Origin of the sequence: Knoellia locipacati, from assembly GCF_007992835.1 — a bacterium.
Classification (GTDB): domain Bacteria; phylum Actinomycetota; class Actinomycetes; order Actinomycetales; family Dermatophilaceae; genus Knoellia; species Knoellia locipacati.
This window is the reverse complement of record NZ_BKBA01000012.1, coordinates 47,064-73,699: the sequence shown is the minus strand read 5'-3', so window position 1 is coordinate 73,699 and position 26,636 is coordinate 47,064. Positions and strand designations below refer to the sequence as shown.

The 26,636-nt window shown below is 71.7% G+C and carries 26 protein-coding genes; 14 read left to right on the top strand and 12 right to left on the bottom strand.

What is annotated here, in order from left to right; translation table 11 throughout:
• Positions 1 to 124 precede the first annotated feature (124 nt).
• The 4 genes from qcrB to ctaE form a co-directional block, all read right to left on the bottom strand.
• The gene (qcrB, locus tag KLO01_RS15585; RefSeq protein WP_147066840.1) at positions 125 to 1,954 is read right to left on the bottom strand and encodes a cytochrome bc1 complex cytochrome b subunit; all 1,830 of its coding nucleotides are present in this window, start codon (positions 1,952 to 1,954) and stop codon (positions 125 to 127) included.
• Positions 1,951 to 3,081, bottom strand: a complete 1,131-nt coding sequence (gene qcrA, locus KLO01_RS15580) for a cytochrome bc1 complex Rieske iron-sulfur subunit (RefSeq protein ID WP_147066838.1) — start codon at positions 3,079 to 3,081, stop codon at positions 1,951 to 1,953. Before qcrA ends, qcrB begins: the two co-directional genes overlap by 4 nt.
• A 50-nt stretch (positions 3,082 to 3,131) precedes the next feature.
• Positions 3,132 to 3,935 carry a cytochrome bc1 complex diheme cytochrome c subunit gene (qcrC, locus tag KLO01_RS15575; protein WP_147066836.1) on the bottom strand — a complete coding sequence of 268 codons (804 nt, stop codon included), beginning with the start codon at positions 3,933 to 3,935 and terminating at the stop codon, positions 3,132 to 3,134.
• Between the two features lie 74 nt (positions 3,936 to 4,009).
• Positions 4,010 to 4,678, bottom strand: a complete 669-nt coding sequence (gene ctaE / locus KLO01_RS15570; protein ID WP_147066834.1) for an aa3-type cytochrome oxidase subunit III — start codon at positions 4,676 to 4,678, stop codon at positions 4,010 to 4,012.
• An 87-nt stretch (positions 4,679 to 4,765) separates the two neighbouring features.
• Here ctaE and KLO01_RS15565 point away from each other — a divergent pair, with 87 nt between their 5' ends.
• A complete protein-coding gene (locus KLO01_RS15565) occupies positions 4,766 to 5,236 on the top strand; it encodes a response regulator transcription factor (RefSeq protein ID WP_186828083.1) in 471 nt (156 codons plus the stop codon).
• Positions 5,237 to 5,240: 4 nt separating this feature from the next.
• Positions 5,241 to 6,308 carry an anthranilate phosphoribosyltransferase gene (gene trpD, locus KLO01_RS15560; protein WP_147066832.1) on the top strand — a complete coding sequence of 356 codons (1,068 nt, stop codon included), beginning with the start codon at positions 5,241 to 5,243 and terminating at the stop codon, positions 6,306 to 6,308.
• A gap of 31 nt (positions 6,309 to 6,339) precedes the next feature.
• On the opposite strand, the gene KLO01_RS15555 is transcribed toward trpD, so the two are convergent.
• The 3 genes from KLO01_RS15555 to KLO01_RS15545 all read right to left on the bottom strand — a co-directional run bounded on the left by KLO01_RS15555 (position 6,340) and on the right by KLO01_RS15545 (position 8,916).
• The gene (locus tag KLO01_RS15555) at positions 6,340 to 6,618 is read right to left on the bottom strand and encodes an Lrp/AsnC family transcriptional regulator (protein WP_147066830.1); all 279 of its coding nucleotides are present in this window, start codon (positions 6,616 to 6,618) and stop codon (positions 6,340 to 6,342) included.
• 19 nt (positions 6,619 to 6,637) lie between these two features.
• Complete coding sequence (locus tag KLO01_RS15550) at positions 6,638 to 7,129, bottom strand: cupin domain-containing protein (protein ID WP_147066828.1); 492 nt, start codon at positions 7,127 to 7,129, stop codon at positions 6,638 to 6,640.
• Positions 7,130 to 7,200: 71 nt separating this feature from the next.
• Positions 7,201 to 8,916, bottom strand: a complete 1,716-nt coding sequence (locus KLO01_RS15545) for a DEDD exonuclease domain-containing protein (RefSeq protein ID WP_147066826.1) — start codon at positions 8,914 to 8,916, stop codon at positions 7,201 to 7,203.
• 117 nt (positions 8,917 to 9,033) lie between these two features.
• On the opposite strand from KLO01_RS15545, the gene KLO01_RS15540 reads away from it, so the two are divergent.
• Together KLO01_RS15540 and KLO01_RS15535 are read left to right on the top strand one after the other, a co-directional pair.
• Positions 9,034 to 9,291, top strand: a complete 258-nt coding sequence (locus KLO01_RS15540; RefSeq protein ID WP_147066824.1) for a hypothetical protein — start codon at positions 9,034 to 9,036, stop codon at positions 9,289 to 9,291.
• Positions 9,292 to 9,314: 23 nt separating this feature from the next.
• Positions 9,315 to 10,325, top strand: coding sequence for a hypothetical protein (locus KLO01_RS15535; protein ID WP_147066822.1), 1,011 nt, complete (start codon positions 9,315 to 9,317; stop codon positions 10,323 to 10,325).
• Here KLO01_RS15535 and KLO01_RS15530 read toward each other — a convergent pair.
• A complete protein-coding gene (locus KLO01_RS15530; RefSeq protein WP_246136254.1) occupies positions 10,276 to 11,700 on the bottom strand; it encodes a hypothetical protein in 1,425 nt (474 codons plus the stop codon). The two genes, KLO01_RS15535 and KLO01_RS15530, sit on opposite strands and share 50 nt — an antisense overlap.
• Positions 11,681 to 13,471: an AMP-dependent synthetase/ligase gene (locus KLO01_RS15525; RefSeq protein WP_147066820.1), complete on the bottom strand. Its 1,791-nt coding sequence runs from the start codon at positions 13,469 to 13,471 to the stop codon at positions 11,681 to 11,683. Before KLO01_RS15525 ends, KLO01_RS15530 begins: the two co-directional genes overlap by 20 nt.
• Positions 13,472 to 13,595: 124 nt before the next feature.
• On the opposite strand from KLO01_RS15525, the gene KLO01_RS15520 reads away from it, so the two are divergent.
• From KLO01_RS15520 to KLO01_RS15500, 5 genes are all read left to right on the top strand, one after another.
• On the top strand, positions 13,596 to 14,048 hold the full coding sequence (locus KLO01_RS15520; protein ID WP_147066818.1) for an SRPBCC family protein: 453 nt from the start codon (positions 13,596 to 13,598) through the stop codon (positions 14,046 to 14,048).
• Positions 14,049 to 14,140: 92 nt separating this feature from the next.
• A complete protein-coding gene (locus tag KLO01_RS15515) occupies positions 14,141 to 15,358 on the top strand; it encodes an ArsA family ATPase (RefSeq protein WP_147066816.1) in 1,218 nt (405 codons plus the stop codon).
• Positions 15,348 to 15,794, top strand: coding sequence for a hypothetical protein (locus tag KLO01_RS15510; RefSeq protein WP_147066815.1), 447 nt, complete (start codon positions 15,348 to 15,350; stop codon positions 15,792 to 15,794). The genes KLO01_RS15515 and KLO01_RS15510 overlap by 11 nt, the downstream gene beginning before the upstream one ends.
• Positions 15,791 to 16,753: an ROK family glucokinase gene (locus KLO01_RS15505; RefSeq protein ID WP_147066813.1), complete on the top strand. Its 963-nt coding sequence runs from the start codon at positions 15,791 to 15,793 to the stop codon at positions 16,751 to 16,753. The genes KLO01_RS15510 and KLO01_RS15505 overlap by 4 nt, the downstream gene beginning before the upstream one ends.
• Before the next feature lie 22 nt (positions 16,754 to 16,775).
• On the top strand, positions 16,776 to 17,576 hold the full coding sequence (locus KLO01_RS15500) for an endonuclease/exonuclease/phosphatase family protein (RefSeq protein WP_147066811.1): 801 nt from the start codon (positions 16,776 to 16,778) through the stop codon (positions 17,574 to 17,576).
• Positions 17,577 to 17,640: 64 nt separating this feature from the next.
• Here the strand turns inward: KLO01_RS15500 and KLO01_RS15495 are convergent, their stop codons facing one another.
• A complete protein-coding gene (locus KLO01_RS15495; RefSeq protein ID WP_147066809.1) occupies positions 17,641 to 18,297 on the bottom strand; it encodes a hypothetical protein in 657 nt (218 codons plus the stop codon).
• Positions 18,298 to 18,460: 163 nt separating this feature from the next.
• Here KLO01_RS15495 and KLO01_RS15490 point away from each other — a divergent pair, with 163 nt between their 5' ends.
• The 5 genes from KLO01_RS15490 to KLO01_RS15470 are packed head-to-tail and all read left to right on the top strand — an operon-like array spanning position 18,461 to position 23,677.
• Positions 18,461 to 19,303, top strand: coding sequence for a lysophospholipid acyltransferase family protein (locus KLO01_RS15490; protein WP_147066961.1), 843 nt, complete (start codon positions 18,461 to 18,463; stop codon positions 19,301 to 19,303).
• Positions 19,293 to 20,492, top strand: a complete 1,200-nt coding sequence (gene macS / locus KLO01_RS15485; RefSeq protein ID WP_147066807.1) for a MacS family sensor histidine kinase — start codon at positions 19,293 to 19,295, stop codon at positions 20,490 to 20,492. The genes KLO01_RS15490 and macS overlap by 11 nt, the downstream gene beginning before the upstream one ends.
• Positions 20,489 to 21,202 carry a response regulator gene (locus KLO01_RS15480; RefSeq protein WP_147066806.1) on the top strand — a complete coding sequence of 238 codons (714 nt, stop codon included), beginning with the start codon at positions 20,489 to 20,491 and terminating at the stop codon, positions 21,200 to 21,202. The genes macS and KLO01_RS15480 overlap by 4 nt, the downstream gene beginning before the upstream one ends.
• Before the next feature lie 53 nt (positions 21,203 to 21,255).
• Positions 21,256 to 22,608, top strand: a complete 1,353-nt coding sequence (locus KLO01_RS15475) for a class II 3-deoxy-7-phosphoheptulonate synthase (protein WP_147066804.1) — start codon at positions 21,256 to 21,258, stop codon at positions 22,606 to 22,608.
• A 1-nt stretch (position 22,609) separates the two neighbouring features.
• The gene (locus tag KLO01_RS15470) at positions 22,610 to 23,677 is read left to right on the top strand and encodes a threonine aldolase family protein (protein WP_246136253.1); all 1,068 of its coding nucleotides are present in this window, start codon (positions 22,610 to 22,612) and stop codon (positions 23,675 to 23,677) included.
• 40 nt (positions 23,678 to 23,717) lie between these two features.
• Here the strand turns inward: KLO01_RS15470 and KLO01_RS15465 are convergent, their stop codons facing one another.
• Both KLO01_RS15465 and pknB read right to left on the bottom strand, forming a co-directional pair.
• Complete coding sequence (locus tag KLO01_RS15465; RefSeq protein WP_147066801.1) at positions 23,718 to 24,653, bottom strand: DMT family transporter; 936 nt, start codon at positions 24,651 to 24,653, stop codon at positions 23,718 to 23,720.
• A 1-nt stretch (position 24,654) separates the two neighbouring features.
• Complete coding sequence (gene pknB / locus KLO01_RS15460; RefSeq protein WP_147066799.1) at positions 24,655 to 26,607, bottom strand: Stk1 family PASTA domain-containing Ser/Thr kinase; 1,953 nt, start codon at positions 26,605 to 26,607, stop codon at positions 24,655 to 24,657.
• Between the last annotated feature and the right edge of the window lie 29 nt (positions 26,608 to 26,636).

Sequence of the window (26,636 nt, the reverse complement as noted above, 5' to 3'; positions counted from 1 at the left end):
GCCCCGCGCGTTCCTGCTGACGACCCTGTCACGCCAACGGCCCCGCCGACAGCAGCGACCCCCGGACACATGGTCCGGGGGTCGCTGTCTGTCGCCGTGGGTGGCGCGCGAGGTCAGGTCCTGCTCACTCCCGCAGGCGGCTGGCGCTGCCGATGCCACGCTCGGCGGCCTCGGAGCGGCCGGCGTCGGTGTCGGCGCCTTGACCACCGGTGCCGGGGGTGTGGTCCGAGTCGCCCTCGATGCCCTCGTAGTCGAAGGGCGCCTCGATCGCCTCGGCCTGGTGGCCGTCGTGGTGCGCCGCCGCCAGCTCGGCCGGGGTGACCGGGTTGACCGCGTCCTTGAAGTAGAAGTGCGACACCTTGGCACGCAGACGGTCCTTGCGGGCCGCGGGGCGGGCCACGCCGTTCTCGTCGACATCCGGCGTGAGCTGCAGCGGCTCGACCGGCTCGTGCTGCACGAGGATCCAGCGCTCGTGGTCCGTGAGGGCGTCATGGCGCTCGTGGAACGAGCCGTCGGCGCCGCGGATGATCCGCCCCGACTCCCGCGCGTGAAGCGCGAGGTCGCGGTCACGGCGCTGGAGGCTGAGGCAGATCCGCTTCGTCACCCAGAACGTCAGCGGCGGGAGGACGAACAGCCCGATCCGGAACGCCCAGGTGATGTCGTTGATCGACATGCCGAGCTTAATGGCCATGATGTCGTTGCCGGCCGCGAACATGAACACGGAGTAGGCGACGATGCCGGCCATGCCGATGCCGGTGCGGGTCGGGTTGTTGCGGGGACGGTCGAGCAGGTGGTGCTCGCGGTCGTCACCGGTGACCCAACGCTCGACGAACGGGTAGACACCCACGACGATGTAGACCAGCGGCAGCAGCACGAGGGCGCCGAGCGCGATGTTGAGCGACATCGTGAAGCCGAGGAAGCTGAACTCGAGCCAGCCGGGCAGCAGTCGAAGTGCACCGTCGTAGGCACCCATGTACCAGTCGGGCTGCGAGCCCGCCGTCACGGGGGAGGGGTCGTAGGGACCGTAGGCCCAGATCGGGTTGATCGTGAACAGCGCCGAGATGAGGGCGATGACACCGAAGACGATGAAGAAGAACCCGCCCGCCTTGGCGGCGTAGACCGGCATGACGCGATAGCCGACGACGTTGTCGTTGGTGCGGCCCGGGCCGGGGAACTGGGTGTGCTTCTGCACCGCCACGAGCACGATGTGCGCCGTGAAGAGACCGACGAGGATCGCCGGCAGGAGCAGCACGTGCGCGGAGTACAGGCGAGGGATGATCGCCTCACCGGGGAAGGGCCCACCGAAGATGCCGTACGCGAGGTAGGAGCCGATGACCGGCGCCGTCTGGACGAAGCCCTCCATCGCGCGGATACCGGTGCCCGAGAGCAGGTCGTCGGGGAGGGAGTAGCCCGCGAAGCCCTCGATGGCCGCGAGCAGCGCGAGGACCGTGCCGATGACCCAGTTGAGCTCACGCGGCTTGCGGAAGGCTCCGGTGAAGAAGACGCGGAACATGTGCACCGTGAGGCCGACGATGAACATCAGCGCGGCCCAGTGGTGGATCTGGCGCACGATGAGGCCACCGCGAACGTCGAACGAGATGTTGAGCGTCGAGGCGTAGGCCTCGGACATCTGCTGGCCACGCAGCGGCACGTAGGAGCCGTCGTAGATCGTGTGCCCGGCGCTGGGGACGAACCACAGCGTGAGGAGCGCACCCGAGATGAGGCAGATGATGAGCGAGTACATCGCGATCTCGCCGAGCATGAACGACCAGTGGTCGGGGAAGACCTTGCGGAGCAGGTAGTTGACGCCCTTGGCGGAGCCGGTGCGGTCGTCGATCCAGCCCGCGACGCCACCGGCCTTGCGCGCTGCGGCGCTCGGTGCCCGGTCGGCGGGCTGGTCGCCGTCGCGCAGTCGGTCCGCCGGACGGCCGGCGGGGAAGGTGTCGGTGCTCATGCGGAACCACGCTCCCAGAAACTCGGTCCAGTGGCTTCCTTGAAGGGACCCTTGGAGATGAGATACCCCTCATCATCGACGGTGATCGGCAATTGCGGAAGGGGGCGCTTGGCCGGGCCGAAGATCACCTTGCAGTCCTGCGTCACGTCGAACGTGGACTGGTGGCACGGGCAGAGCAGGTGGTGCGTCTGCTGCTCGTAGAGACCCACCGGGCAACCCACGTGGGTGCAGATCTTGGAGTACGCCACGATGCCCTGGTGGCCCCAGTCCTTCTCCTTCTGGACCTTGATGTCGTCAGGGTCCAGACGCATGACGATGACCGCGGCCTTGGCCTTGGCCTCGAGGATGTGCTCCTCGAGGTCGAGCAGGCCCTCGGGCATGACGTGGAAGACCGAGCCGATCGTGACCTCGCTGGCCTTGATCGGCGTGTTCTGCGGGTCACGCATGAGGCGGAGCGGCTTGTTGGGGTACTTGCCGTCCTCCTCCTGGTCGCCGTTCCAGAAGCTCACGGACAGGTCGTCGCCGGGCATCGGGCCGAGGCCACCGAGCACGGGGAGGATGACGGGCACGGCGAAGAGGCCGAGGGCGCCACCCATGGCGTACTTGATGAGCGGGCGACGGGTGAGGTGCGCGGACTCGGCGCCCTCACCGAGGATCGTGCCGAACTCCTTGCGGTGCTCGGCGTCGGAGCGCATCGTGTGGCGCATCTCGACCTCCTCGTGGTCGGGCATGAGCGTCTTGGCCCAGTGGACCGCGCCGAGACCGATGCCGAGGAGGGAGGCGGCCATCGTCAGGCCGAGGACGAGGTGCAGCGCGTTGGTCATGCCGATGCCGGGGACGAAGACCGTGGCGTCGGAGTCGATGGCGAAGTAGGCCACGATGAAGCCGAGCGTGCCGAGCACCGACAGGATGAACAGGCCTCCGACGACCCGCTCCGCGCGCTTGGCAGCGCCCTCGTCGAGGTCGGTGCCGCGGTGCGGGTGCGGGGGGAAACCGGGGTTCTCGAAGCGGGCGGGGATCCCGCCGTCTCCGATGACGTGCCCCTGGTCGAGGCGAACGGCACCGGAACCGAACTCACCCGTGGGGGTGACCTCGCCTCCGGTGGGCTGGCTGTCCTGCTCGTTCATCGGATGATCGATCCTGTCGACGGAGAGTGAGGAGCGGTGGGCGGCATGGCTCAGGCGGACTTCTGTCCGAGCCAGACGGCTGCTGCGATGAGGATGCCGAGACCGAAGAACCAGGCGAACCAGCCCTCGGTCACGGGGCCGAGGGACCCGAGGGCGTGACCGCCCTGCTGCGGGGTGTCCTCGACGGACTTGAGGAAGGCGATGACGTCACGCTTGTCCTCGGGGGCGATGTTGCCGTCGTTGAAGACGGGCATGGACTGCGGGCCGGTCTCCATGGCCTCGTAGATGTGCTTGGACTCGACGCCCATGAGCGACGGGGCGTACTTGCCGCGGGTCAGGGCACCACCGGAGCCGGCGAAGTTGTGGCACATGGCGCAGTTGACGCGGAAGAGCTCGCCACCCTTGGCCGGGTCGCCCTTGCTCGCGTCGACGTCCTCCTCGGACGGGACGGCGGGGCCGGGGGCCAGCGAGGCGATGTAGGCGCCGACCTGGTCGATCTGGTCCTGGGTGAACTGGACCTGACCGCGCGGGGCCTGGACCGCAGGGGCGCGCATCGGCATGCGGCCGGTGCCCATCTGGAAGTCGACGGCCGCGGCGCCGACGCCGGCGAGGGCGGGTCCGGCGATCTTGTCACCGTTGCCGGTCGCGCGACCCTCGGCGTTGACGCCGTGGCAGGAGGCGCAGTTGGCCTGGAAGAGCTGCTTGCCGGCAGCGACGTCCTCGGCCGAGCTGGACTCTGCCTTGGCCGGCTGCGGCGCGACCGCGGCATACGCGAAGCCGGTCACGAGGAGGCCGAGCATGAGCAGGATGGCGATCGCTGCCGGGTGGCGGCGGCGGGCGGCCAGTGCGTTCACGACGAGGGTCCTGTCGGGGTCTCGGGGATGTGGGGTCCGGGGGAGGGATTCACGCTAGTCGGCGGTGCCGACACTCACTTCAGCAGGTAGATCATCGCGAACAGCGCGATCCACACGACGTCGACGAAGTGCCAGTAGTAGGAGGTGACGACGGCGCCGGTCTCCTGGAGGTGGGTGTAGCGGCGGGTCGTGAAGGTGCGCCCGATGATGAGGAGGAAGGCGATGAGGCCGCCGGTGACGTGCATGCCGTGGAAGCCCGTGGCGAGGTAGAAGATCGACGAGTAGGAGTTCGTGCTCAGCGTCACGCCCTCGGCGACGAGGTGGGCGTACTCGTAGACCTGACCGGCGATGAAGATCGAGCCGAAGATGTAGGTGAGGACGTACCACTCACGCATGCCCCACTCCTTGAACTTCAGGAGCGAGCCGGTACGGGCGACCTGTCCGGCCTCGGCCTTCCAGACGCCGAGCTGGCACCAGACGGACGAGATGACGAGGACGATGGTGTTGCCGAACGCGAACGGCACGTTGAGCAGCTCCGTCTCCGTGCGCCACATGTCCGGGAGGTGCCCACGGAGCGAGAAGTAGAACGCGAACAGAGCTGCGAAGAACATCAGCTCACTCGCGAGCCAGACCATCGTCCCGACCGCAACCATGTTGGGACGGGTCGCCGGACCGTAGTCCGGGATGCTGGGAACCGGACCGGACACTCGAGTCGTTGCTTCTGCAGTCGCCACGAGCGTCATTATTGCCTCAATCCTCTTCGAGCGCTGCACCGACCCCCGGGTTTGGGGGTGTCGGCTCGCAGATGGGCGCGTGGCTAGGATGAGGCCATGACCTCAGCGCATGCGGCCCCCCACGCGGACTCCCTCGCGACGGCGGGCTCGACCTCCTCCGCAGGTGCGGCTGTGCACCGGGTGTCGGTCCTCCTCTACAGCGACGACATCACCACGCGCGACGCCGTTCGTGCGGCCGCAGGACGGCGCCCGGCCCGTGACGTCGAGGTCACCCGATGGCTCGAGTGCGCGACCGCGTTCGCCGTCACCGAGGCGCTCGACGCCGGTGGCTGGGACGTCGTCGTCCTCGACGGCGAGGCGGCCAAGAACGGCGGCCTGGGCCTGTGCCGCGAGCTCAAGAACGAGATCTACGACTGCCCGCCCGTCCTCGTCCTCACCGGACGCCCGCAGGACGGCTGGCTCGCCGCGTGGTCGCTCGCCGACGACGCCGTGTCCCACCCCCTCGACCCGATCAAGGTCGCCGAGGCGATCGCGGGTCTCGCGCGCACACGCGTCGCGGCACGCTGACGTGGTGGCCACGGACCCTTCGGGCCCGTCGTGGCCCGACCTGCTGACCCGGCTGCTCGCCCGCGAGGACCTCTCGCTCGAGCAGTCGCGCTGGGCCATGGATCAGATCATGAGCGGCGAGGCGAGCGTGGCCCAGGTGGCCGGCTTCCTCGTCGGCCTGCGCGCCAAGGTCGAGTCCGTCGCCGAGGTGCGCGGGCTCGCCGACGTCATGCTCGAGCACGCCCGGCGGATCGACGTCCCGGGCGAGAGCATCGACATCGTCGGCACCGGCGGTGACCGCTTCGGCACGGTGAACATCTCGACGATGTCGTCCGTCGTCATCGCCGCCACCGGCCTCCAGGTCGTCAAGCACGGCAACCGCGCCGCCTCCTCGAAGTCCGGCTCCGCCGACGTGCTCGAGTCCCTCGGGGTCAACCTCACGTTGAGCCCTGAGCAGGTGCGTCAGGTCGCCCTCGACGCGGGCATCACCTTCTGCTTCGCCCAGACCTTCCACCCCTCGATGCGGTTCGCCGGACCCGCACGTGCCGAGCTCGGTGTCGCCACGGCGTTCAACCTGCTGGGACCGCTGACGAACCCGGCACAGCCGACGTATGCCGCGGTCGGCGTCGCGGACGCCCGTTTCCTCCCGGTGATCGCGGGGGTGTTCGCGGACCGCGGGACCACGGCTGCGGTCTTCCGGGGTGACGAGGGCCTCGACGAGATGTCCATCGCCGGTCCGACCACCCTGCTGTGGGTGCGCGACGGCTCCGTCACCGAGGTCTCGGTGCACCCGGCCGACGTGGGCCTGCAGGTCTCGACGATCGACAGCATCAAGGGCGGCCTCGCCGACGAGAACGCCGAGGTGGCCCGCCGCGTCTTCGCGGGCGAGCAGGGCCCGGCGCGCGACGCCGTCCTGCTCAACGTCGGCACGGCACTGGCCGTCGCGGCCGGGGCCGTCGGCACGTCCGCCGCCGACGTGCACGAGGCGATCCGCGCTGGTGTCGTCCGGGCTGCCGAGACGATCGACTCCGGTGCCGCGGCGGCTCAGCTCGACCGGTGGGTCACGGCGAGCCGCGAGGTCACGTCCGCCTGACCGTCCCGTGGCCGCGTGAGGCGCGGGGCGGCTACTCGAGACCGAGGCTGAAGGCGGCCTCGAGGTCGTGCTTGGAGTAGGTCTGGAACGCGATGTGCGTCGCGGTGCCGGTGACGCCCTTGACTTTGTTGAGCCGGTCGGCGATGACGCTCGCGAGCTGGTCGTGCTCACGCACCCGCACCATGGCGATGAGGTCCGCGTCGCCGGCGACCGAGTAGACCTCGCTCACGCCGTCGAGCTCGGCGACCTCCTGGGCCACCTCGGGGATCCGGTCGACGTCGGCAGTGATGAGAACGATGGCAGTGATCACGTCTCGCAGCGTAGTCGGCTCACTCCTGCACCCAGAAGTTGTCGTGCCGCGCCATGAACTCGTCGCGCTCGTCGTCGGTCATCTCCGCGACGCCACCCGGCCGTGCCAGCCCTTCGAAGTAGGGCTCGCGAGGCGCGCCGGGGGCGAAGTGCAGCAGCATCGTCGCCGGGCCGTCCTCGTTGCGGAAGCCGTGGAGACCGCCCGGGGGCACGTGGAGGAAGTCGCCCGAGCGCGCCTTGACCCAGGCGTCGCCGTCGAAGACGGTCACGGTCCCGTCGAGCACGTAGAACGACTCCGACATGGTGCGGTGGAAGTGGGCACCGGGTCCGCTCGGCGGTCCGGCGAACTCCCACCGGTAGAGCCCGAACAGCCCACCCGTGGCCTCGCCGCGCGCGACGTAGTGCACCCGGTTGCCGTTGGGGTAGACGAGGTCGGGCTCCCGGTCGCCCGGTGTCACCCAGGCCGACCGCTCGCCGGACTCGCCGGTGTAGAGACGCGGGGGATAGGACATGGCGTGCCACTCCTCGAGCTCGACTGCGGCTCCACGGCGGCGCACCGCCTCCGTGGACGACGAGACCGAGACTAGGCCGAGCGGAAGCCCGGCGTGAGGCGACGCGAGGTCTCGACCGGCTCGAGCTCGTGCCGGACACCGGTCGCGCCACCCACCGGGCAGGTCCACTCGCCGTCGATCTCGACCAGGCGGACGCCGGGCGCGTCGAGCCAGCGCAGGATGCGCTCGCTCTCCTCGGGCGTCGCCGCCGTGGCGGGGGAAAGGCCGGGAGTGACGACCTCCGCGCTGGCGCGCAGCGCCTCGACGTAGGGCATCGGGTCGGCGCCACGGGGGGCCACGGTGCTGCCGGCCAGGCGCCCGTGCCGGATGCACATGACCTCCCAGCCGCCGGTCTCGCTGCGACGGGCCGCGACGAGCTCGGACGTGCGCGAGAGCGGGTCGAGGCGCTGGGCGCGGGAGGCGCCCCGCACGAGGCTGAGCATCCGGTCGCGCACGACTCCGGCGTCCTCGAAGCGCTCCTGCTCGGCGAGCCGGTCCATCCGCTCGCGCCACGTGGAGACCGCCCGGCGCGCATCGCCGGCGAGGAGCTCGACGGCCTCGGCGACGACCGCGGCGTAGTCCTCGACGCTCTGGGCGCCGGTGCACGGGGCGCCGCACCGACCCATGTCGGCGAGGGCGCAGGCCGAGCGCGGCTTCGTCGCCGACAGCCGCTCGAGGCACTGGCGCAGCGGCAGCAGCTCGTGGACGCCGGCGACCGCGTCGTCGGCCGAGCCACGTGAGGCGAACGGGCCGATGTAGCGGGTGCCGTCGTCGGCGACGTGGCGCACGATCGACAGGCGCGGGAACGGCTCGACGGTGAGCTTGACCCACCACGTGCGCTCGGGGTGGCGTGACCGACGGTTGTAGCGGGGCTTGTGCTCGGCGATGAGCCGCAGCTCGCGCACCTCGGCCTCGAGGGCGGTCGCGCACACGATGGGGGTCACCGACTCGGCGATGCGCACCATCTCGGACATGCGCCGACGCTGCTCGGAGGCGGTGAAGTAGCTGCGGACGCGGGTGCGGATCGACACCGACGTGCCGACGTAGAGGACGCGGCCCTGTCCGTCCTTGAACATGTAGACGCCGGGCGCCTCCGGCAGACCGTCGGCGAGGTGGCGCTTGCGGCGCGTCGCCGCGGGCACCTTGGCGGAGTAGGCCCTGAGCTCCTCGAGGGAGTGCACGCCGAGCGACCCGACGCGCGCGATGAGGCCGTGCAGCACGTCGACCGTCGCCTTGGCGTCGTGCAGCGCACGGTGGTCGGGGGTGGTCGTGGCGTTGAACAGCCGTGCGAGAGAACCCAGCCGGTGGTTGGGCACCTCGTCACGGCTCACGAGCTGTCGGGCGAGGTGGACCGTGTCGACGACGGGGAAGCGCGGCCAGTCACGGTCGGCGCGGGCGCACGCGGCCTTGAGGAACGAGATGTCGAACCCCGCGTTGTGGGCGACGAGCACCGACCCGGCCGCGAACTCGAGGAAGGCCACAAGCGCGGGCCCCACCCGCGGCGCGTCGCGGACCATCGCGTCGGTGATGCCGGTGAGCACCGAGATGAAGGCGGGGATGGGCTCGCCGGGGTTGACGAAGGTCTGGAACTCGCCGAGGACCTCGCCGCCGCGCACCTTGACGGCACCGATCTCGGTGATGCCGCACTCGCTGGGGCTGCCACCCGTGGTCTCGAGGTCGACGACGACGAACGTCACGTCCGACAGGGGTGTGCCCAGGTCGTCGAGCGTGCCCTGGACCATCCGCATGCGAGGAGGCTAGGCGCGGGGTCCGACAGCCCCGCGGAGGCGGCTCGGCGCGGCGGTCGGGAGGCGCTGTCAGTGGGGGCTCATAGCGTGGTGGCAACCCGAGAAAGAGGTGACGACATGACCCACGACCTGACCTCCGACAGCCTGACCATCGTCTGCGCGCGCTGTCCGGTGCGCGACCTCCACTGCGGTGACTGCATGGTCACCGCCATGGTCGACCCCGACTCGATGGGGCTCGGCAGCGACCTCCCCCTCGACGTCGACGAGCGTGCCGCGGTCACGGCCTGCGTGCGCGCCGGCCTCATCACGGCCGAGTCCGCCGCCACGGTGCGGTCGCGGCGCGCGCCGTTCACCCTCGGGCGTGCCGTCGGCTGAGCTCCGCCTGACACGATGGGGCCGTGCCCCTGACCGACCCGACGACGCGTATGCCGTGGCGCCCCTCGCGTGCCCGCCGCGCCGTCGTCGTCACCCTGGGTGTGCTGGCGCTGGCCCTCACCGCGGGCTGCGACCGTGACGCCGACACCCCGGCCCCGCGCGCGTCCGTCGCGACGCCGACCGCGCCCGAGTCCGCGCAGCCCGCGCCGACCGCGCCGCCCACCCTCGCGGCGTCACCCCCGGCCGGCGCCGAACCCGCCACCCCGCTGCCGGGGGCGCGCACCGTGCAGGGACGTGCCAGCACCGTGACCGGCACCGTCGACGAGGCGACGCTCACGGCATACGCCGCGATGGCCGACCGGGCCGTCGCGGAGGTGTCGAAACGCTGGAAGCGCCCCTGGCCCCGGCGGGTGACGGTCATCGCCCCCAAGGACGCCACCGCGTTCCGCGAGCAGGTCGGGCGCGCCGACGACCTCAGCCAGGTCGCCGCGATCACCGACGGGCCGCTCGGCGCCGACGGGCGCGCGACCGGTGACCGCATCCTGCTCAACCCCGACGCGTTCGCCCGGCTCACCCCCGAGGGGCGCCAGTTCGTCCTCACCCACGAGAGCACCCACGTCGCCGTGCGCAGCTCCCTGCCCGGCGCGCCGCCGCTGTGGCTCGTCGAGGGCTATGCCGACCACGTGGGCTACGCCGCCTCGGACCGCCGCCGCGCGGATCTCGCGGCGCCCCTGCTCGAGCGCGTGAGGAACGGCTCCGGTCCGACGCGTCTGCCGACGCAGGGCGACCTCGACCCCGGTCAGGGAGAGATCGCGCCGAGCTATCTCGCGTCGTGGCTCGCGGTCGACCTCATCGCCCGGCGTCACGGTGAGGCGCGCCTGGAGGCGTTCTACGAGGCGTCGAGCGTGGCGAGCTCGCCGGCCGACGCAGACTCGGCGATGGATCGCGCGTTCGCAGACGTGCTCGGCACCACCCGGGCGGCGTTCACGAAGGCGTGGCTGGCGGAGCTGAACCAGCTGGCCGCTCCGAAGTGACGTCGGCTCCCCGGCCCGGTCGCGCGCGAGGTGGCACCGCCAGCGAGATCGCGACGAGGGCGGCGCTGAGCCAGTACTGGTTGTAGAACGCCTGCTTGTTGACGAGGTTGGCCGCGAGCAGGACGAAGGCGAACCACCGCAGCAGCTCGTCGACCCCCGGCTGGCGGCGTGCGACGAGCCACGCCGCGACACCGAGCGCACCGAGGACGACGAGCCCGGTGACCCAGAACGGCAGCGTCACGCCGTGCTCGTTGAGGAAGTACAGGTACCAGGTGTTGGCGAACCGGATCGGGTGGAAGCCGACGAGCAGCGTCACGGTGTCGTGGACGAAGTCCGACGGTGAGGCGAGGAACCACGGCGCGATGAGCACGCCGGTGAGCGCGCCGGTCGCCACGGCCCGCCGGGGACCGAACGGCCGCCACAGCAGGAGCAGCGGCAGCAGCAGCGCGAGGTGCTGCTTGCTCGCGCAGGCCAGCGCCAGCGGCACGACCGCCCACCACGCGTGCCCGCGACGGACGAGGACGGCCCACCACACGAGCCCGGCGGCGAGCAGCGGCTCGGTCCAGGCCTGGTCGACCTGGGTGAGGGTGCCGGGGGCGACGACGAGGGCGGTGACGGGGACGGCGGCCCGGAGCGCGGTCGCTCGCGCACTCGTGGGCGCGTCACCGGGGCGCGGCCGCGCGAGCGCCCAGATCCCCACGAAGAGGACGACCGACCAGAACGCGATCGCCCACCGCACGTCGCCGCCGAGCCAGCGACCGGGTGCCAGGAGCACGGTCGTCCACGGCAGGTAGGTGAAGGCGTCCTGGATGCCGGGGGAGTCGGTCCAGCTCATGTCGTAGAAGTTCTCGCCGCGGGCGAGCGCGTCGCTGGCCTGCTGCAGCGTCACCCAGACGTCGATCCTGGGAGCCGGGTCACCGATCGTCGCGATCGCTGCGGTGACGACGTGGCCGAGCACCGCGAGCCCGTATGCCGTCCGCGCCCGTGCCGCACTCGGCTGCACCAGCAGCGCAGCGGCGCCGGTGCCGACGACCGACAGGGCGACGAGCGCCGCCGTGAGCGAGCCGCCGCGCAGGTAGCTGAAGAGGGGGACCGCCCACGTGGTCGCCACCGACGCGAGCAGCACGACGGGGACGAGCCATGGTGGGGCAGAACGGATCTCGGTCCGGCGCCACAGCCAGATCCCGAGCCCGACCGCCCCCAGTGTGAGGGTGAGGACGATCGGGAGGCGGAACCGCACGACGCTCCACTGGAGCACGCCGAGGCAGGCCAGCCACAACGCCGCCAGGGCGAGGACGGCATACCCGGTCGTCGTGCTGGTGGAGCCGGTCGGGCGAGTCGCGGGCGAGGTGGGGTCAGCCGCCGTAGAGCGCATCGACCTCATCCGCGAAGTCGCGCATCACGACGTTGCGCTTGAGCTTGAGCGACGGCGTCAGGTGGCCCGACTCCTCGGTGAAGTCGCCGTCGAGGACGGCGAACTTGCGGATCGACTCGGCCTTGGAGACGGCGGTGTTGGCCTCGTCGACGGCCTTCTGGAGCTCGGCGAGGACGGTCTCGTCGGTGCGCGCCTTGGCGGCGGTGATGCCGTCGAGACCGTGGTTGCTCGCCCACATGGGCAGCATCTCCTCGTCGAGCGTGAGCAGCGCCGCGATGAACGGCTTCTGGTCGCCGACGACGATGCACTGGGACACGAGGGGGTGCGAGCGCAGGCGGTCCTCGAGGACGGCGGGGGCGACGTTCTTGCCGCCCGCGGTCACGAGGATCTCCTTCTTGCGCCCGGTGATCTTGAGGTAGCCGTCCTCGTCGAGCTCGCCGATGTCGCCGGTGTGGAACCACCCGTCACGGATCGCCTCGGCGCTGGCGTCGGGGTTGTTGCGGTAGCTCTTGAAGACGTTGACGCCCTTGACGAGGATCTCGCCGTCCTCGGCGATCCGCACCGTCGTGCCCGGCAGCGGCGGGCCGACGGTGCCGACCTTGAGCCGCTCGGGGAGGTTGACGGTGATCGGCGCGGTGGTCTCGGTGAGGCCGTAGCCCTCGAGGATCGTCACGCCGATGCCGCGGAAGAAGTGGCCGAGGCGGGTGCCGAGCGGGGCGCCGCCGGAGACGGCGTACTGGACCTTGCCGCCCATGGCGTCGCGCAGCTTGCCGTAGACGAGCTTGTCGAACACGGCGTGCTTGGCCCGGAGACCGAAGCCGACCGAGCCGGCCTCGTTGGCCTCGGACCAGGCGATGGCGGTCTCGGCGGCCTTGGCGAAGATGTTGCCCTTGCCGCCGGCGACGGCCTTGGCCTCGGCCGAGTTGTAGACCTTCTCGAAGACGCGCGGCACCGCGAGGATGAACGTCGGCTGGTAGCTCGCGAAGTCGTCGAGGAGGGTCTTGATGTCCGCCGAGTGCGCCATCTTGGCGCCGGATGCGACGCAGAGCACCTCGATGAAGCGGGCGAACACGTGCGCGAGCGGGAGGAAGAGCAGCGTGGAGGCGCCCTCGCTGGCGACGACGTCCTTGAGCTTCTCGACGGTGTTCTCGGTGAGGTCGAGGAAGTTGCCGTGGGTGAGCTCGACGCCCTTGGGGCGCCCGGTCGTGCCGGAGGTGTAGATGATCGTCGCCGTCGAGGTGCGGTCGACGTCGGCGCGCGCGGCCTCTAGGGCGGCGTCGTCGGTGCCGGAGCCGGTGGAGGCGAGCTGGTCGAGGTCGCCGTTGTCGATGACCCAGCTGTGCTCGAGCGTCGGCAGGTCGCCGGAGAGGCCGGTGAGCGCGCTCTTGTGCTTCTCGGTCTCGAGGACGACACCGACGGCGCCGGAGTCCTTGAGGATCCACTCGACCTGGTCGGGGGAGGAGGTCTCGTAGATCGGGACGGGGATGGCACCGGCCGTCCAGAGCGCGAAGTCGGTGAGCGTCCACTCGTAGCGGGTGCGGCTCATGATGCCCACGGCGCTGCCGGGGGTCACGCCCGCGGCGAGGAAGCCCTTGGCGAGGGCCTCGACCTGGTCGGCGAAGTCCTTGGCGGAGACGTCGCTCCAGCCGGAGCCCGACCGCACGGCGAACACGGCCTTGGTGGGGTGGTCGCGACGATGACGTGCGGGAAGGTCAGCCAGGCTGCCCTCGGTGGTCGCCGGGGCGAGGGCGGGAGTGGACTTCTCGTGCAACGTGCTCTCCTTCGGCCGACCGATCGACGACATCGTCGGGCCTGGTCACCAGTGGTTGTCCGGCCGATACGAGATCCGCCGTGGCCCGATCCTAGAGGTAGCGCCGGTTCGGTAACCTGCGCCCATGACAGAAAGCACGTCCTCCTCCATCTCCATCGCCGCCGAGCCGGGCGCCGTGCTCGACGTCATCGCCGACTTCGAGGCCTACCCCGACTGGGCCGAGCAGGTGAAGAGGGTGAGCATCCTCAGCGAGGACGGCGACGGGTGGGCCGACCAGGTCGAGTACGTCCTCGACGCCGGCGCGGTCAAGGACACCTACGTCCTCGAGTACAACTGGGACGGCATCGCCGAGGACGGCTCCGGCCTCGTGTCGTGGAACCTCGTCCGGGCCGGCGTGCTCAAGGCCCTCGACGGCTCCTACACGCTCACCGCGACCGACGCCGGCACCCAGGTCGACTACGCCCTCGCGGTGGACGTCAAGATCCCCATGATCGGGATGCTCAAGCGCAAGGCCGAGAAGCTCATCACCGACACGGCTCTCAAGGAGCTCAAGAAGCGCGTCGAGTCCCTCGCCTGAGCGCCACCGACCCCACTGACACCGTCGCCCCCGCCGACGTCACCGACCCGGCCGCCACCGGCGGCACGGGCCGTCGCGGCGACACCACCCCCGTGAGCACCCCACGCGTCGTGCTCGTCACCGGCAAGGGCGGGGTGGGCAAGACGACGACCGCGGCGGCGATGGCCGTCGAGTCGGCGCGCGCGGGTCGACGCACCCTCGTCATGTCGACCGACGTCGCGCACAGCCTCGGCGACGCCCTCGACGTCGACCTGCGGACCTCACCGACGTGGGAGCAGACGCTGCCGGTCGAGGAGCGCCTCCACGCGCAGGCGGTCGGCTCGCGCACGAGCGTCGCCGCCGACTGGGGGACGTTGCGCGACTACCTCCTCACCGTCCTCGACTCGGTCGGGGTCGACCCGGTGGTGGCCGAGGAGCTCACCGCGCTGCCCGGAGCCGACGAGATCAGTGCCCTCCTCACCCTCGGGCACCACGCCACGAGCGGTCGGTGGGACGTCATCGTCGTCGACTGCGCCCCCACGGCGGAGACGCTGCGGCTCCTCGCCCTGCCCGAGGTGCTCGGCTGGCACCTGGACCGGCTCCTGCCCGCCCAGCGCCGGTTGCTCACCGCGATGCGACCGGCCGCAGCCAAGGCCGCGGGACTGCCCCTTCCCGACGGTGACGTGCTCGACGTCATCACGACGTGGCGCGCCCACATGGCCGACGTCCGAGCGCTGCTCACCTCCGAGCACGCGAGCGTGCGGATCGTCCTCACTCCCGAGAACGTCGTCATCGCCGAGGCCCGCCGGATCCTCACCTCCCTGTCCCTGCACGGGTATGCCGTGGACGCCGTCGTCGTGAACCGCGTCATCCCCGTGGACGACGACCCGTGGCGCGCGGCGTGGAACGCCGCGCAGTCCGCCGGCCTGGCCACCATCACCTCGTCGTTCCACGGCACGCCCGTGCTCGTCGCGCCCTACCTCGCCGGTGAGCCGACCGGCGCCGACGCGCTCGCGGACCTCGCCGGCCAGACCTCGGCCCTCGACGGCGAGCTCGCGCCGCTCGACGCTCCCGTGCGGGTGGGTGGCCTGCGGGTCGAGGCCGACGGGGACGAGTTCGTGCTCCTGCTGCCGCTCCCGCTCGCGCGCTCGGGCGACGTCGACCTCGCCCGCCGGGCAGACGACCTCGTCGTCGACGTGGGTGGTGTGCGCAGGGTCATCGCGCTGCCCTCGGTGCTGCGGCGGTGCATCGTCAAGAATGCTGGGGTGCGCTCCGGACAGCTCCGGGTGCGCTTCGTGCGTGATGAGGAGGTGTGGCCCCGTGGACGCTGACGCGCGACTCGACGCTGCCGTGGGTTCGGTGGCCGAGGAGGCCACGAGGCTGCTCGAGGCCCTCGGCCGCTCGCAGCACCGTCCGAGCGAGGACACGGCTGCGCCCCCGACGGCCGAGGACCCGACGGCCGAGGACCCGACGGCCGAGGACGGCTCCGGACAGACTAGTGACGAGCACGTCCACGTGGCGATGGGCGACGCCGAGACCTGCACCTGGTGCCCCGTGTGCCGGTCGGTCTCCGTCCTGCGTGGGGTGAGCCCCGAGACGCTGAGCCGTCTCGCCGACCTCGCGACGAGCGCGGCAACGGTCCTCGCGGACCTGGCCACCCGGCATACGGAGTCGTCCGCGGCGGGCGGCGCCGCGAGGCCCACGAGCACCGACCGCACCCCACGCACCGAACCCATCACCGTCGTCGACGAGGAGGACACCCCATGAGCCTGGCCATCGGCATCGACATCGGCGGGACCAAGGTCGCCGGGGGAGTCGTGGACGAGGACGGACAGGTCCTCGTCCGCACCCGTCGTGACACCCCCCACCGCTCCAAGCGTCCGCGCGTCGTCGAGGACACCATCGTCGACGTCGTCGAGGAGCTGCGCGCCCAGCGCCCCGACATCACGGCCGTGGGCATCGGCGCGGCCGGGTTCGTCGCCGCCGACCGCGCGACCGTGGTCTTCGCGCCCCACCTGTCGTGGCGCCACGAGCCGCTGCGTGACGCGCTGAGCAAGCGCATCGACGCGCCGATCCTCGTCGAGAACGACGCCAACGCCGCGTGCTGGGCCGAGTGGCGCTTCGGTGCCGCCCAGGGCGAGTCCGACGTCGTCATGGTCAACCTCGGCACCGGCATCGGCGGTGCGATCCTCATGCACGGCGAGCTCATCCGCGGGCGCTACGGCATCGCGGGCGAGTTCGGGCACATGCAGGTCGTGCCCGAGGGCCAGCGCTGCGAGTGCGGCAACCGGGGCTGCTGGGAGCAGTACGCCTCCGGCAACGCCCTCGTGCGTGAGGCCCGGGCGATGATCCTCGCCAACTCGCCGGTCGCGACCGACCTCGCCGCGCGCGTCGACGGCCGCGCCGACGAGCTCACCGGCCCGATCGTCACCGAGGCCGCCCGCGACGGCGACGCGACGTCGACCGAGCTGCTCGCCGAGATCGGGCACTGGCTCGGCATCGGCATCGCCAACCTCGCGGCCGCCTTCGACCCGGGCACGTTCGTCATCGGTGGCGGCGTCTCCGCCGCCGGCGAGCTGCTGCTCGGCCCCGCGCGCGAGACCTTCCGGCGCCGGCTCACCGGTCGCGGCTACCGGCCCGAGGCGCAGATCGTCGCGGCCCGGCTGGGCAACGAGGCCGGGCTCATCGGTGCCGCGGACCTCGCTCGCAACGAAGCGTCCGAGTGAGGTCGTCCGAGGTGGCCCGCGCATGACGACCATCAGGATCGCGAGCTACAACACCCGCGACTTCCTGGAGGACCCGTATGCCGCGGCGCGCGTCGTGCGTGCCATCGACCCCGACGTGCTCTGCCTCCAGGAGGTGCCACGACGGCTGTTCTCGACCCAGCGGGTCGCGAACTTCGCCCGTGACTGCGGGATGTTCTGGTCCGGACGCCACCGGGGCAGCGGCGGGACGACGATCTTCACCTCGCTGCGCGTCGACGTCGTCGAGTCGCGCCACCAGCGGCTGCGGGTGGCCTTCCTCCAGCGGACCCGCGGGTTCGCGCTCGCCCGTGTCGCGGCACCGGGTCGTGAGCCGATCGCGGTGGCCAGCGTGCACCTCAGCCTCGACGCGCGTGAGCGCGCCGCGCACGCGCAGGTCATCCTGCGCGCAGTCAACGTCGGCGGTGAGGTCGTCCTCGCGGGTGACCTCAACGAGAACGAGTCGGGTCAGGCGTGGAAGGCGTTCGCCGGTGTCATGCGCCCGGTCTCGCCGATGACGCCGACCTTCCCGGCGACCCGGCCGCGCAAGGTGCTCGACGTGATCTTCGCGTCGGCCGGCCTCCAGGTGGAGCCGCACGCCGACCTCGACCTGCCCGAGGCCGACCTCGTCGCGGGCAGCGACCACCGTCCGACCTGGGTGGACATCCGGCTCGGCGAGCCGACCCCCGTCCAGGAGCGCGCCGACGAGGCCTCGGCCCGGGCGAGCGAGTCGGTGACGGACGAGATGGTGCGCGACGCCGAGGCCAAGGCCGCGGAGATCGGGGCCACTGAGCAGGGGAAGGAGTGACTGCGCAGCACCGCGGTTCCCCTGCGATGTGACCCGAACCCACTTCGGGTGGGAAAGGTGCGGGTCAGACGCGAGCGCCGTCGTCGCCGCTCCAGGGGTCGCCGTCGTGCGGGTCGCGCATGACGAGGAGGGCGAACCCGCCGAAGAACATGAGGATCGCGCCGAGCGTCCACCACCCGCCGTAGAACGGCTTGGTCACGACGACCCACAGCAGGAGCAGGGGCCCACCGATGAGGCCGAACAGCGCGCCCCAGTAGCCGAGGTCCTCGCCGGGTGGCAGCTGGACCTCGGGCGGCTCGAAGTGGTCGTCCTCGTCGTCGGTGCTCGGGCCCTGGCGCCAGGCCTCCGCCTCGGGCTCCGCGTCCGCCTCGGCGTCCGGCGCCTGCGCGGGCCGGGGCTGCACAGGCGCGGTCGGAGGTGTCATCGACCAGGCTCGCGGCGGTGCCTTCGGGGCGGGCGGGCGCGCGGCGGGGGCAGCGGGGGCGTCGGTGCCGGCCGTGGCCTCGCTGTCGGCTGCGGCATCCGCCGGCGGCTCGACCCCGGGTGCCTCGGCTGCCGGAGGCTCGTCCCCGGGAGCCGCCGGGTCGGTCTCGGGACGGGAGAGGGCGGCATACGCCGCAGTGATGTCCTGGACGGTCCGCGGCGGTGGCGGTGTCGCGGCGTCGTCGTCCCAGTGGGCGACGATCGCGTCGAACTCCGCATCGATGTCACGGTCGTTCATGGTGGCCTCACGGGTCTCTGGGACGAACTGCACACATGGTCCCACGACAGGAGTCGCCGGTGACCCGAACGACATCGGCAACGCGTCCGGTGTCGGGTTTAGTCCGGCGGGCGCAGGCACGGTGTGCACTAGAGTCGTGCCCGACTCGACGGAAGGGACATTGGTGTTCTACTGGGTGCTCAAGACCGTGTTCCTGGGACCGATCCTGCGGATCCTCTTCCGGCCCTGGGTCGACGGCGAGGAGAACATCCCCGAGGACGGCGCGGCGATCTTCGCGAGCAACCACCTCTCGTTCTCCGACTCGATCTTCCTGCCGCTCGTCGTGCCCCGTCGCATGACCTTCCTGGCCAAGGCCGACTACTTCACCGGGGTGGGTCTCAAGGGCCGGCTCACGGCGGCGTTCTTCAAGGGCGTCGGGCAGGTCCCCGTCGACCGCTCCGGCGGCAAGGCCAGCGAGGCCGCCCTCAACTCCGGTCTGCGCATCCTGCGCCGCGGTGAGCTCCTCGGCCTCTATCCCGAAGGCACCCGGTCGCCCGACGGCCGCCTCTACAAGGGCAAGACCGGTGTGGCCCGGATGGCGCTCGAGGCGGGGGTCCCCGTCATCCCGGTCGCGATGATCGACACCGACAAGGCCCAGCCCACCGGCAAGGTCATCCCCAAGGTCATGCGGGTCGGGGTGCGCATCGGCAAGCCGCTCGACTTCTCCCGCTACAAGGGCATGGAGGACGACCGGTTCGTCCTCCGGTCGATCACCGACGAGGTGATGTACGCCCTCATGGAGCTCTCCGGCCAGGAGTACGTCGACATGTATGCCGGCTCGATGAAGGACCGGATGACCCGGGCCAAGCGGATCCTCCAGCGCGAGCAGGACGAGGCCGCCAAACCCGGCCGTGCCGTCGACGAGCTCGAGCGCGAGCTCGACGCCGCCGAGAATGCGGCCGAGGACGCCGATGGGACCGGTCGCACCGACGGGACCCGGGGTGCCGACGAGCAGCGTGCCGGCTGAGCCCTCGGGGCGCCGGGGGGCGCTCTTCGGCGTGGTCGACACGTCGGTGCGCACCGGCCGGACCGAGCCGGTCATCGTCGAGGCGTTCTCGCGCGGTCTCGACTGGTTCCGCCCCATGGCCGCCCTGTATGCCGGGATCCTCGTCTGGGGCCGCCACGAGACGATGCTGCGTCCCTGGGTCGCGTTCACGGTCATCGCCGTGCTCATGGGGTTCAGCCTGCTGGTGCTCGCCTTCCGGCGCCGCACGACCTGGCTGCTGGCCGTCGAGGTGGGGCTGGCCGTGGGCGGCATCTTCGCCACGCTGCTGGCCGACCACCCCGAGGACGTCGCCGCCGGCACCCTGACGCTCCCGACGATGTGGGCCGCTGGTGGCGTCGTCGGCGCCGCGGTCCTCCATGGACGCCTCGGCGGGATCGTCGTCGCGGGCATCATCTCCGCCGCCGACCTCGTCGAGATCGGCACCCCGAACGGCGGCACCTGGCACAACATCCTCCTGCTCTTCCTGCTCGGCGGGCTCATCGGGCTCGCCGTCGACCTCGGTCGTGGCGGGCTGCAGCGCTACGAGCAGGTCGTCGCCGAGCGCGAGCGCCTGCGAGAGCGCGAGCGGCTCGCCCGGGTCGTGCACGACGGGGTGCTCCAGACGCTCGCCTTCATCCACCGGCGGGGCGACGAGATCGGTGGGCAGGGCGCCGAGCTCGGGGCGCTGGCCGCCGACCAGGAGCGGGCGCTGCGACGTCTCGTGTCGCAGGACGTCCTCGGACCGCGGCTCGCCGCGTCGGTCGAGGGCGAGATCCGGCGCGACCTGCGATTGCTCCTCGGCGCCCACGAGGGCGAGCGGGTGAGCGTCTCGCTCCCCGGAGGTCCGGTCCCGCTCGAGCAGACCCGCGCCGAGGAGCTCGACGCCGCCGTCCTCGCCGCCCTCGACAACGTCATCCGCCACGCGGGGGAGGACGCCAAGGCGTGGCTGCTCCTCGAGGACCACGGCGACACGGTCACGGTCACCGTGCGCGACAACGGCGTCGGGGTCGAGCCGGCGCACCTGCTCTCGGCCTCCGAGCGAGGACGCCTCGGCATGAGCCAGTCGATCGTCGGGCGCGTGCGCGACCTCGGCGGAACCACAGACGTCATCACCCGACCCGGCGCAGGCTGCCGGGTCGTCATCACCGTGCCCCGCGAGGAGTCCGCATGACCGACCACCCCACCCCGGCGCCGTCCCCACGGACGCGGGTGCTCGTCGCCGACGACCACCCGCTCTGGCTGGGTGCGCTCGAGCGCGACCTCGCGCGGGCCGGGCTCGACGTCGTCGCGACCGCCGCCGACGGGCCGTCGACCGTGCGCCGGGCCCGGGCCACGCGGCCCGACGTCCTCGTGCTCGACCTCAACCTCCCCGGGCTGCGCGGCGACGAGGTCTGCCGGGCGCTCGGCGACCTCGAGACGCGGGTGCTCATCCTCTCGGCCAGTGGTGAGCAGCTCGACGTGCTCGCCGCCATCAAGGCGGGAGCCACCGGCTACCTCGTGAAGTCGGCCTCGGGCCAGGAGATCGTCGACGCCGTGGCCGCGACCGCGCGGGGCGAGGCGGTCTTCACGCCCGGCCTCGCCGGCCTCGTGCTGGGGGAGTTCCGGCGGATGGCCACCGGCGACGACGGGGGCGAGGTGGCGCCGGCCCCGGCGAACCGGCCGATCCCCGAGCTCACCGACCGCGAGACCGAGGTCCTGCGCCTCGTCGCGACCGGCATGTCCTACAAGGAGATCGCCGCCGAGCTCGTCCTGTCGCACCGCACCGTCCAGAACCACGTCCAGAACACGCTCGGCAAGCTGCACCTCCACAACCGCGTCGAGCTCGTCCGCTTCGCGCTCGCGCGAGGGCTCGAGGACGCGCCGGGCGGCACCGGCGGCTGACCGGCATACGGGCGCCGCAGGCCACATCACGAGACGCGCCTATCCTTGGTCGCGTGAGCACGACCATCGGCCCCGACCTCAGCACCTTCCTCGAAGCGACCCCCGACCTGCCCGCTGCGCAGCAGCCGGTCTGGCCGGACCCTGCGGCGCTCGAGTCGGCCGTCGCCGAGCTCTCGACCTATCCGCCGCTCGTCTTCGCCGGTGAGTGCGACGTGCTGCGCGACCGGATGGCCTCGGCGGGCGCCGGTGAGGCGTTCGTCCTCCAGGGCGGCGACTGCGCCGAGACCTTCGCCGGCGCGACCGCCGACAACATCAAGAACCGGATCAAGACGATCCTGCAGATGGCGGCGGTCCTCACCTACGGCGCGTCGGTCCCGGTCGTCAAGGTCGGTCGCATGGCGGGCCAGTTCGCCAAGCCCCGCAGCAGCAACAGCGAGACGCGCGAGGACGTGACGCTGCCGGCCTACCGCGGCGACATGGTCAACGACTTCGAGTTCACGCCCGAGGCGCGCCACCCCAACCCGCAGCGGCTGGTGCGTGCCTACCACGCGAGCAGCGCGACCCTGAACCTCGTGCGCGCGTTCACCACCGGTGGTTTCGCCGACCTGCGCCACGTCCACGACTGGAACCGCGGGTTCGTCGCCAACGCCGCCAACCAGCGCTACGAGAAGCTCGCCCGCGACATCGACAAGGCGATGAAGTTCATGGCGGCCTGTGGCGCCGACTTCGAGGCGATGCGCACGACCGAGTTCTTCGCCGCCCACGAGGCGCTCATCCTCGACTACGAGCGCCCGCTGACCCGTGTCGACTCGCGCACCGGCAACCTCTACGACACGTCGGGGCACTTCATCTGGATCGGTGAGCGCACCCGCGACCTCGGCGGTGCCCACCTCGACTTCGTGAGCCGCATCCACAACCCGATCGGCGTCAAGGTCTCGGCCAAGGCGCAGGTCGACGACCTCCTGCGGATGATCGACCTCGTCGACCCGGAGCGCACTCCCGGCCGCCTCACCTTCATCACCCGCATGGGCGCCGGGCAGGTGCGCGAGGCGCTTGCGCCGATCGTCGAGAAGGTCACGGCCAGCGGTGCCGCGGTCACGTGGATCTGCGACCCGATGCACGGCAACACCTTCGAGTCGGCGTCCGGCTACAAGACGCGCGACTTCGAGGACGTCGTCGAGGAGGTGCGCGGCTTCTTCGAGGTCCACCAGGGCCTGGGCACCGTGCCCGGCGGCATCCACGTCGAGCTCACCGGCAACGACGTCACCGAGTGCATCGGTGGCTCCGAGAAGATCCTCGACGCCGACCTCAACAAGCGTTACGAGACGGTGTGCGACCCGCGGCTCAACCACCAGCAGTCGCTCGAGCTCGCGTTCCTCGTCGCCGAGATGCTCAGTCGCGACTGACGTGACGGACGACGAATCCGGTATGCCGCGTCGCTGGGTCGCGGACCTGCTCTCGGACACGCTGACCCAGCCGACCCGGGCGATGCGCTCGGCGATGGCGCAGGCCCCCGTCGGCGACGACGTCTTCGGTGAGGACCCGACGGTCACCGAGCTCCAGAGACGCGTCGCAGAGCTCCTCGGGCACGAGGACGCCCTCTTCACGCCCACCGGGTCGATGGCCAACCAGCTCGGCATGCGGCTGCACGTCGAGGCCGGCGAGGAGGTCATCGCCGACTCGCTCGCGCACGTGCTGCGCGCCGAGCTCGGTGCGGCCGCGGTGCTCTCGGGCATCTCCTCGCGCTCCTGGGCCGCCGAGCGCGGGCGGCTCGAGCCGTCGGCACCGCTGGGCCTCATGAGCACCGGCGCCGGGCCCTACCAGGTGGGCACGGCCCTCATCGTCGTCGAGAACACCCACAACTTCGGCGGTGGAACGATCCAGCCGCTCGAGGCGATCCGCGAGGTGCGGGCGGCCAGCCGCGAGGCCGGCGTCGCGATGCACCTCGACGGTGCCCGTCTCTGGAACGCCCACGTCGCGACCGGCATACCGCTCGCCGACTACGGCCGCGAGTTCGACACCGTGAGCGTCTGCCTGTCCAAGGGCCTCGGCGCTCCGGTCGGCTCGGTGCTCGTCGGCTCGGCCGAGCAGATGGCGCGAGCACGCATCTGGCGCAAGCGTTTCGGTGGCGGCATGCGACAGGTCGGCATCCTCGCCGCGGCCGGTCTGCACGCCCTCGACCACCACGTCGACCGCCTGGCCGACGACCACGCACGCGCGGCCCGGTTCGCCAAGGCCGTCGGTGCCGTGGCGCCGTCCGTCGTCGGCCCGCAGCGCGTCGAGACCAACATCGTCATGCTCGACCTGTCCGAGACCTCCTGGGCACCTGCCGAGCTCGTCGACGCCGCCGGTGCGCGCGGCATACGCACGTATGCCGCAGGGCCTCAGGGCGTGCGCCTGGTCTGGCACCTCGACGTCGACGACGCCGGGACCGATGCCGCGACCGAGGTCTTCGTCGACCTGCTCTCTCGCTGAGCTCCACCCCTGAGTGCTCGGCCGGGGCGACCGGTCGGGGTCAGACGTCGTGGTGGAGGATCTCGGCGGGTGGGTCCTCGAGGGCCGAGACGCCCGCGTCGTGGGTGACTCCCCGGAGCTCGACGAGGTACATCGCGCCGAGAACGAGCCCGCCGCCGACGAGGAGCCGCCAGGTGACCGCCTCGTCGCCGAAGAGCACCGCGAAGACCGCCGCGAACACGGGCTCCATCGCCATGACGATCGCCGCCCGGGTCGCGGTGAGGTGCGCCTGCGCCCACGTCTGAGCGAGGAGCGCGCCGGCGCCCGCGACGACGGCCATGTAGAGCAGGGAGACCCACTGGCCCCCGGTCGCGGGGAGGGTCACGCCGTCCGGGACGGCCGCGACGAGACAGACCAAGGCGATGACCGCGGCCTGCACGGTCGACAGGCCCAGCGCGGTCGAGGCGGTGGACCAGCGGCCCAGCGCGAGGATGTGCAGGGCGTAGATCGCCGCCGAGCCCAGGGTGAGCGACTCGCCGAAGCCCATCGCCAGTCCCTGGAGCGAGAGGACCCCGATCCCAGCCATGGCGATGACCGCCGCGACCCACGCGACCCGCGGGACGTGGTCGCGCAGGAGCAGCGCCCCGAGGACGGGGGTGAGGACGATGTAGGTGCCGGTGAGGAACCCCGACACCGAGGCCGCCGTGGTCTCGAGTCCGACGGTCTGGAGGAGCTGAGCCACGGCATACAGGACACCGAGACCGACACCCAGCGTGAGCTCACGACGCGTCAGGGACAGCGTCTGTCGGGAGAAGAGCGCGAACATGAGGATCGCGGCGATCCCGAAGCGGACCGCGAGGAAGTCGGCCGAGGGGACGTGCTCGACGAGGTCGCGGATGAGGAAGAACGTCGAGCCCCAGACAGCGGTGACCGCGAGCAGGAGCAGGACGGCGAGGCGGGCCCGCCCGTCGTGGACGGGGGAGGGAGGTGTGTCCACCTCAGACCGTCGTCACGACGATCTCGGAGCCCTTGGGCTGCTGCGACCCCTCGGGCAGGCTCAGTCCCTGCACGGTGCCGAAGTTGATGCCGGGGATGGCCTGCTTCTCGGTGACCTTGAAACCGGCCGTCGTGAGGATCTGCCGCACGACGGTGAACTGCTTGCCGATCAGGCCTCCGGGCACCGTCACGAGGACGGGTCCCTTGGAGACGACCATGGTGACCTTGTCGCCCTTGAAGAGCGTGCCGCCGGCAGGGTCCTGGCTGATGATGGAGCCGGCCGGGACGGTGTCGCTGTTCTCCTCGCCGGAGACCTCGACGACGAGACCGGCCTTGCCGAGCGTGTTGCGCGCGCCGGTGAGCGGCTTGCCGGTGAAGTTCTCGACCTTGACCGGCTGGCGGCCCTTGCTCACGGTGAGGGCGACGACGCTGCCCCGCTTGAGGGACGTGCCGGCCTTGGGGCTGCTCGCGACGACCTGGCCCTCGGGGACCTCCTCGTCGAAGGCCTCGGTCACCTTGCCGAGGGCGAGGTTGGCCCCGGTGATCTGGTTGGTCGCCTCGGCGAGGCTTGCGCCCGCGAGGGTGGGGACGGAGTAGCGCTCCGGGCCCTTGGAGACGACGAGCGTCACCGTCGTGCCGCGGCGGACCTCGTCATTGGCCTTGGGGGTGGTCGAGATGACGACGCCCTTGGCCACCGTCTCGCTGAAGCCGTCGCGCCGTGAGGGGTCGAGGTGCTGTGCACGCATGGACGACTCGGCCGCCACGACCGGCTTGCCCACCACGGCCGGCACGATCGTCGGGGCGCCCGGCCCGGCGATGAAGAACCACGCGGTCGCCGAGGCGATGGCCGCAGAGACGACGACGAGGATCCAGGGCCAGACGGCGCGGCGGCGACCGCGAGGTCCGCGCGGCCCGGACGTGCGCACCGCCACACCTCCGGCGGTGGCCGGGGGAGCGCCGCGCACCTGGTCACGCAGCGACGCCGAGGGCTGGGCGTGGGACCCGCGCGTCGCGGGACGCTCGACGGGGAGCGCGGTGGTGCGGGTCGTGACCGCTGCGGCGGCAGCGGCGTCGGCCGCGTCGGGTCGGTCGTCGAGCTCGTCCGGCGTCAGCTCACGTCGCGCGGTGCGCAGGAGGGTCGCGAACGCCGCGGCGTCGACCGGGCGCCCGTCGGGGTCGCGAGCCGTCGCCGTCGCGACGAGCTCGTCGAGGACCTCCGGCGCGTGCGGGTCGCGGTCGCGCAGCCGGGGCGCCCCCGCGTGCACGTGCTGGTAGGCGACGTTGATCGCCGTGTCGCCGTCGAAGGCCTTGGAGCCGGTGAGCATCTCGAAGAGCAGGAGCCCCGCGGCGTAGACGTCGCTGCGGGCATCGGCGATCCCGCGCTCGACCTGCTCGGGCGAGAGGTAGGCGACCGTGCCGAGCAGCAGGCCCGAGGAGGACGTCACCGTGTGGGAGGTCACCGCACGGGCCAGCCCGAAGTCGGCCACCTTGACGGCGCCGTCCTCCCGGAGGATGACGTTCTCGGGCTTGACGTCGCGGTGGATGATGCCGGCGCGGTGCGCGGCGGCGAGCGCGTCGAGCACCGGGAGCATGATGTCGATCGCGGCCCGGGGCGTCAGCGAGCCCTCGGCACGGATGACGTCGCGCAGGGTCTGCCCGGGGACGTACTCCATCGCCAGGAACATCCGGCCGGCGTCCTCGCCCTGGTCGAAGACGGCGACGACACCGGGGTGCGACAGGCGTGCGGCGGAGCGGGCCTCACGGTGGAAGCGTGAGCGGAACGACTCGTCCTGGGCCAGGTGGGGCCGCATGACCTTGAGCGCGACCTCACGGTCGAGGCGGGTGTCCAGCGCGAGGAAGACCGTCGCCATGCCACCGTCGGCCAGCCGCTCGAGGACGCGGTAGCGACCGTCGAGGGTCTCGCCGACGAGGTCGTCGGAGGGGGCGGTGGACACCCGACGAGTGTACGGACTGCCCGAGGGCA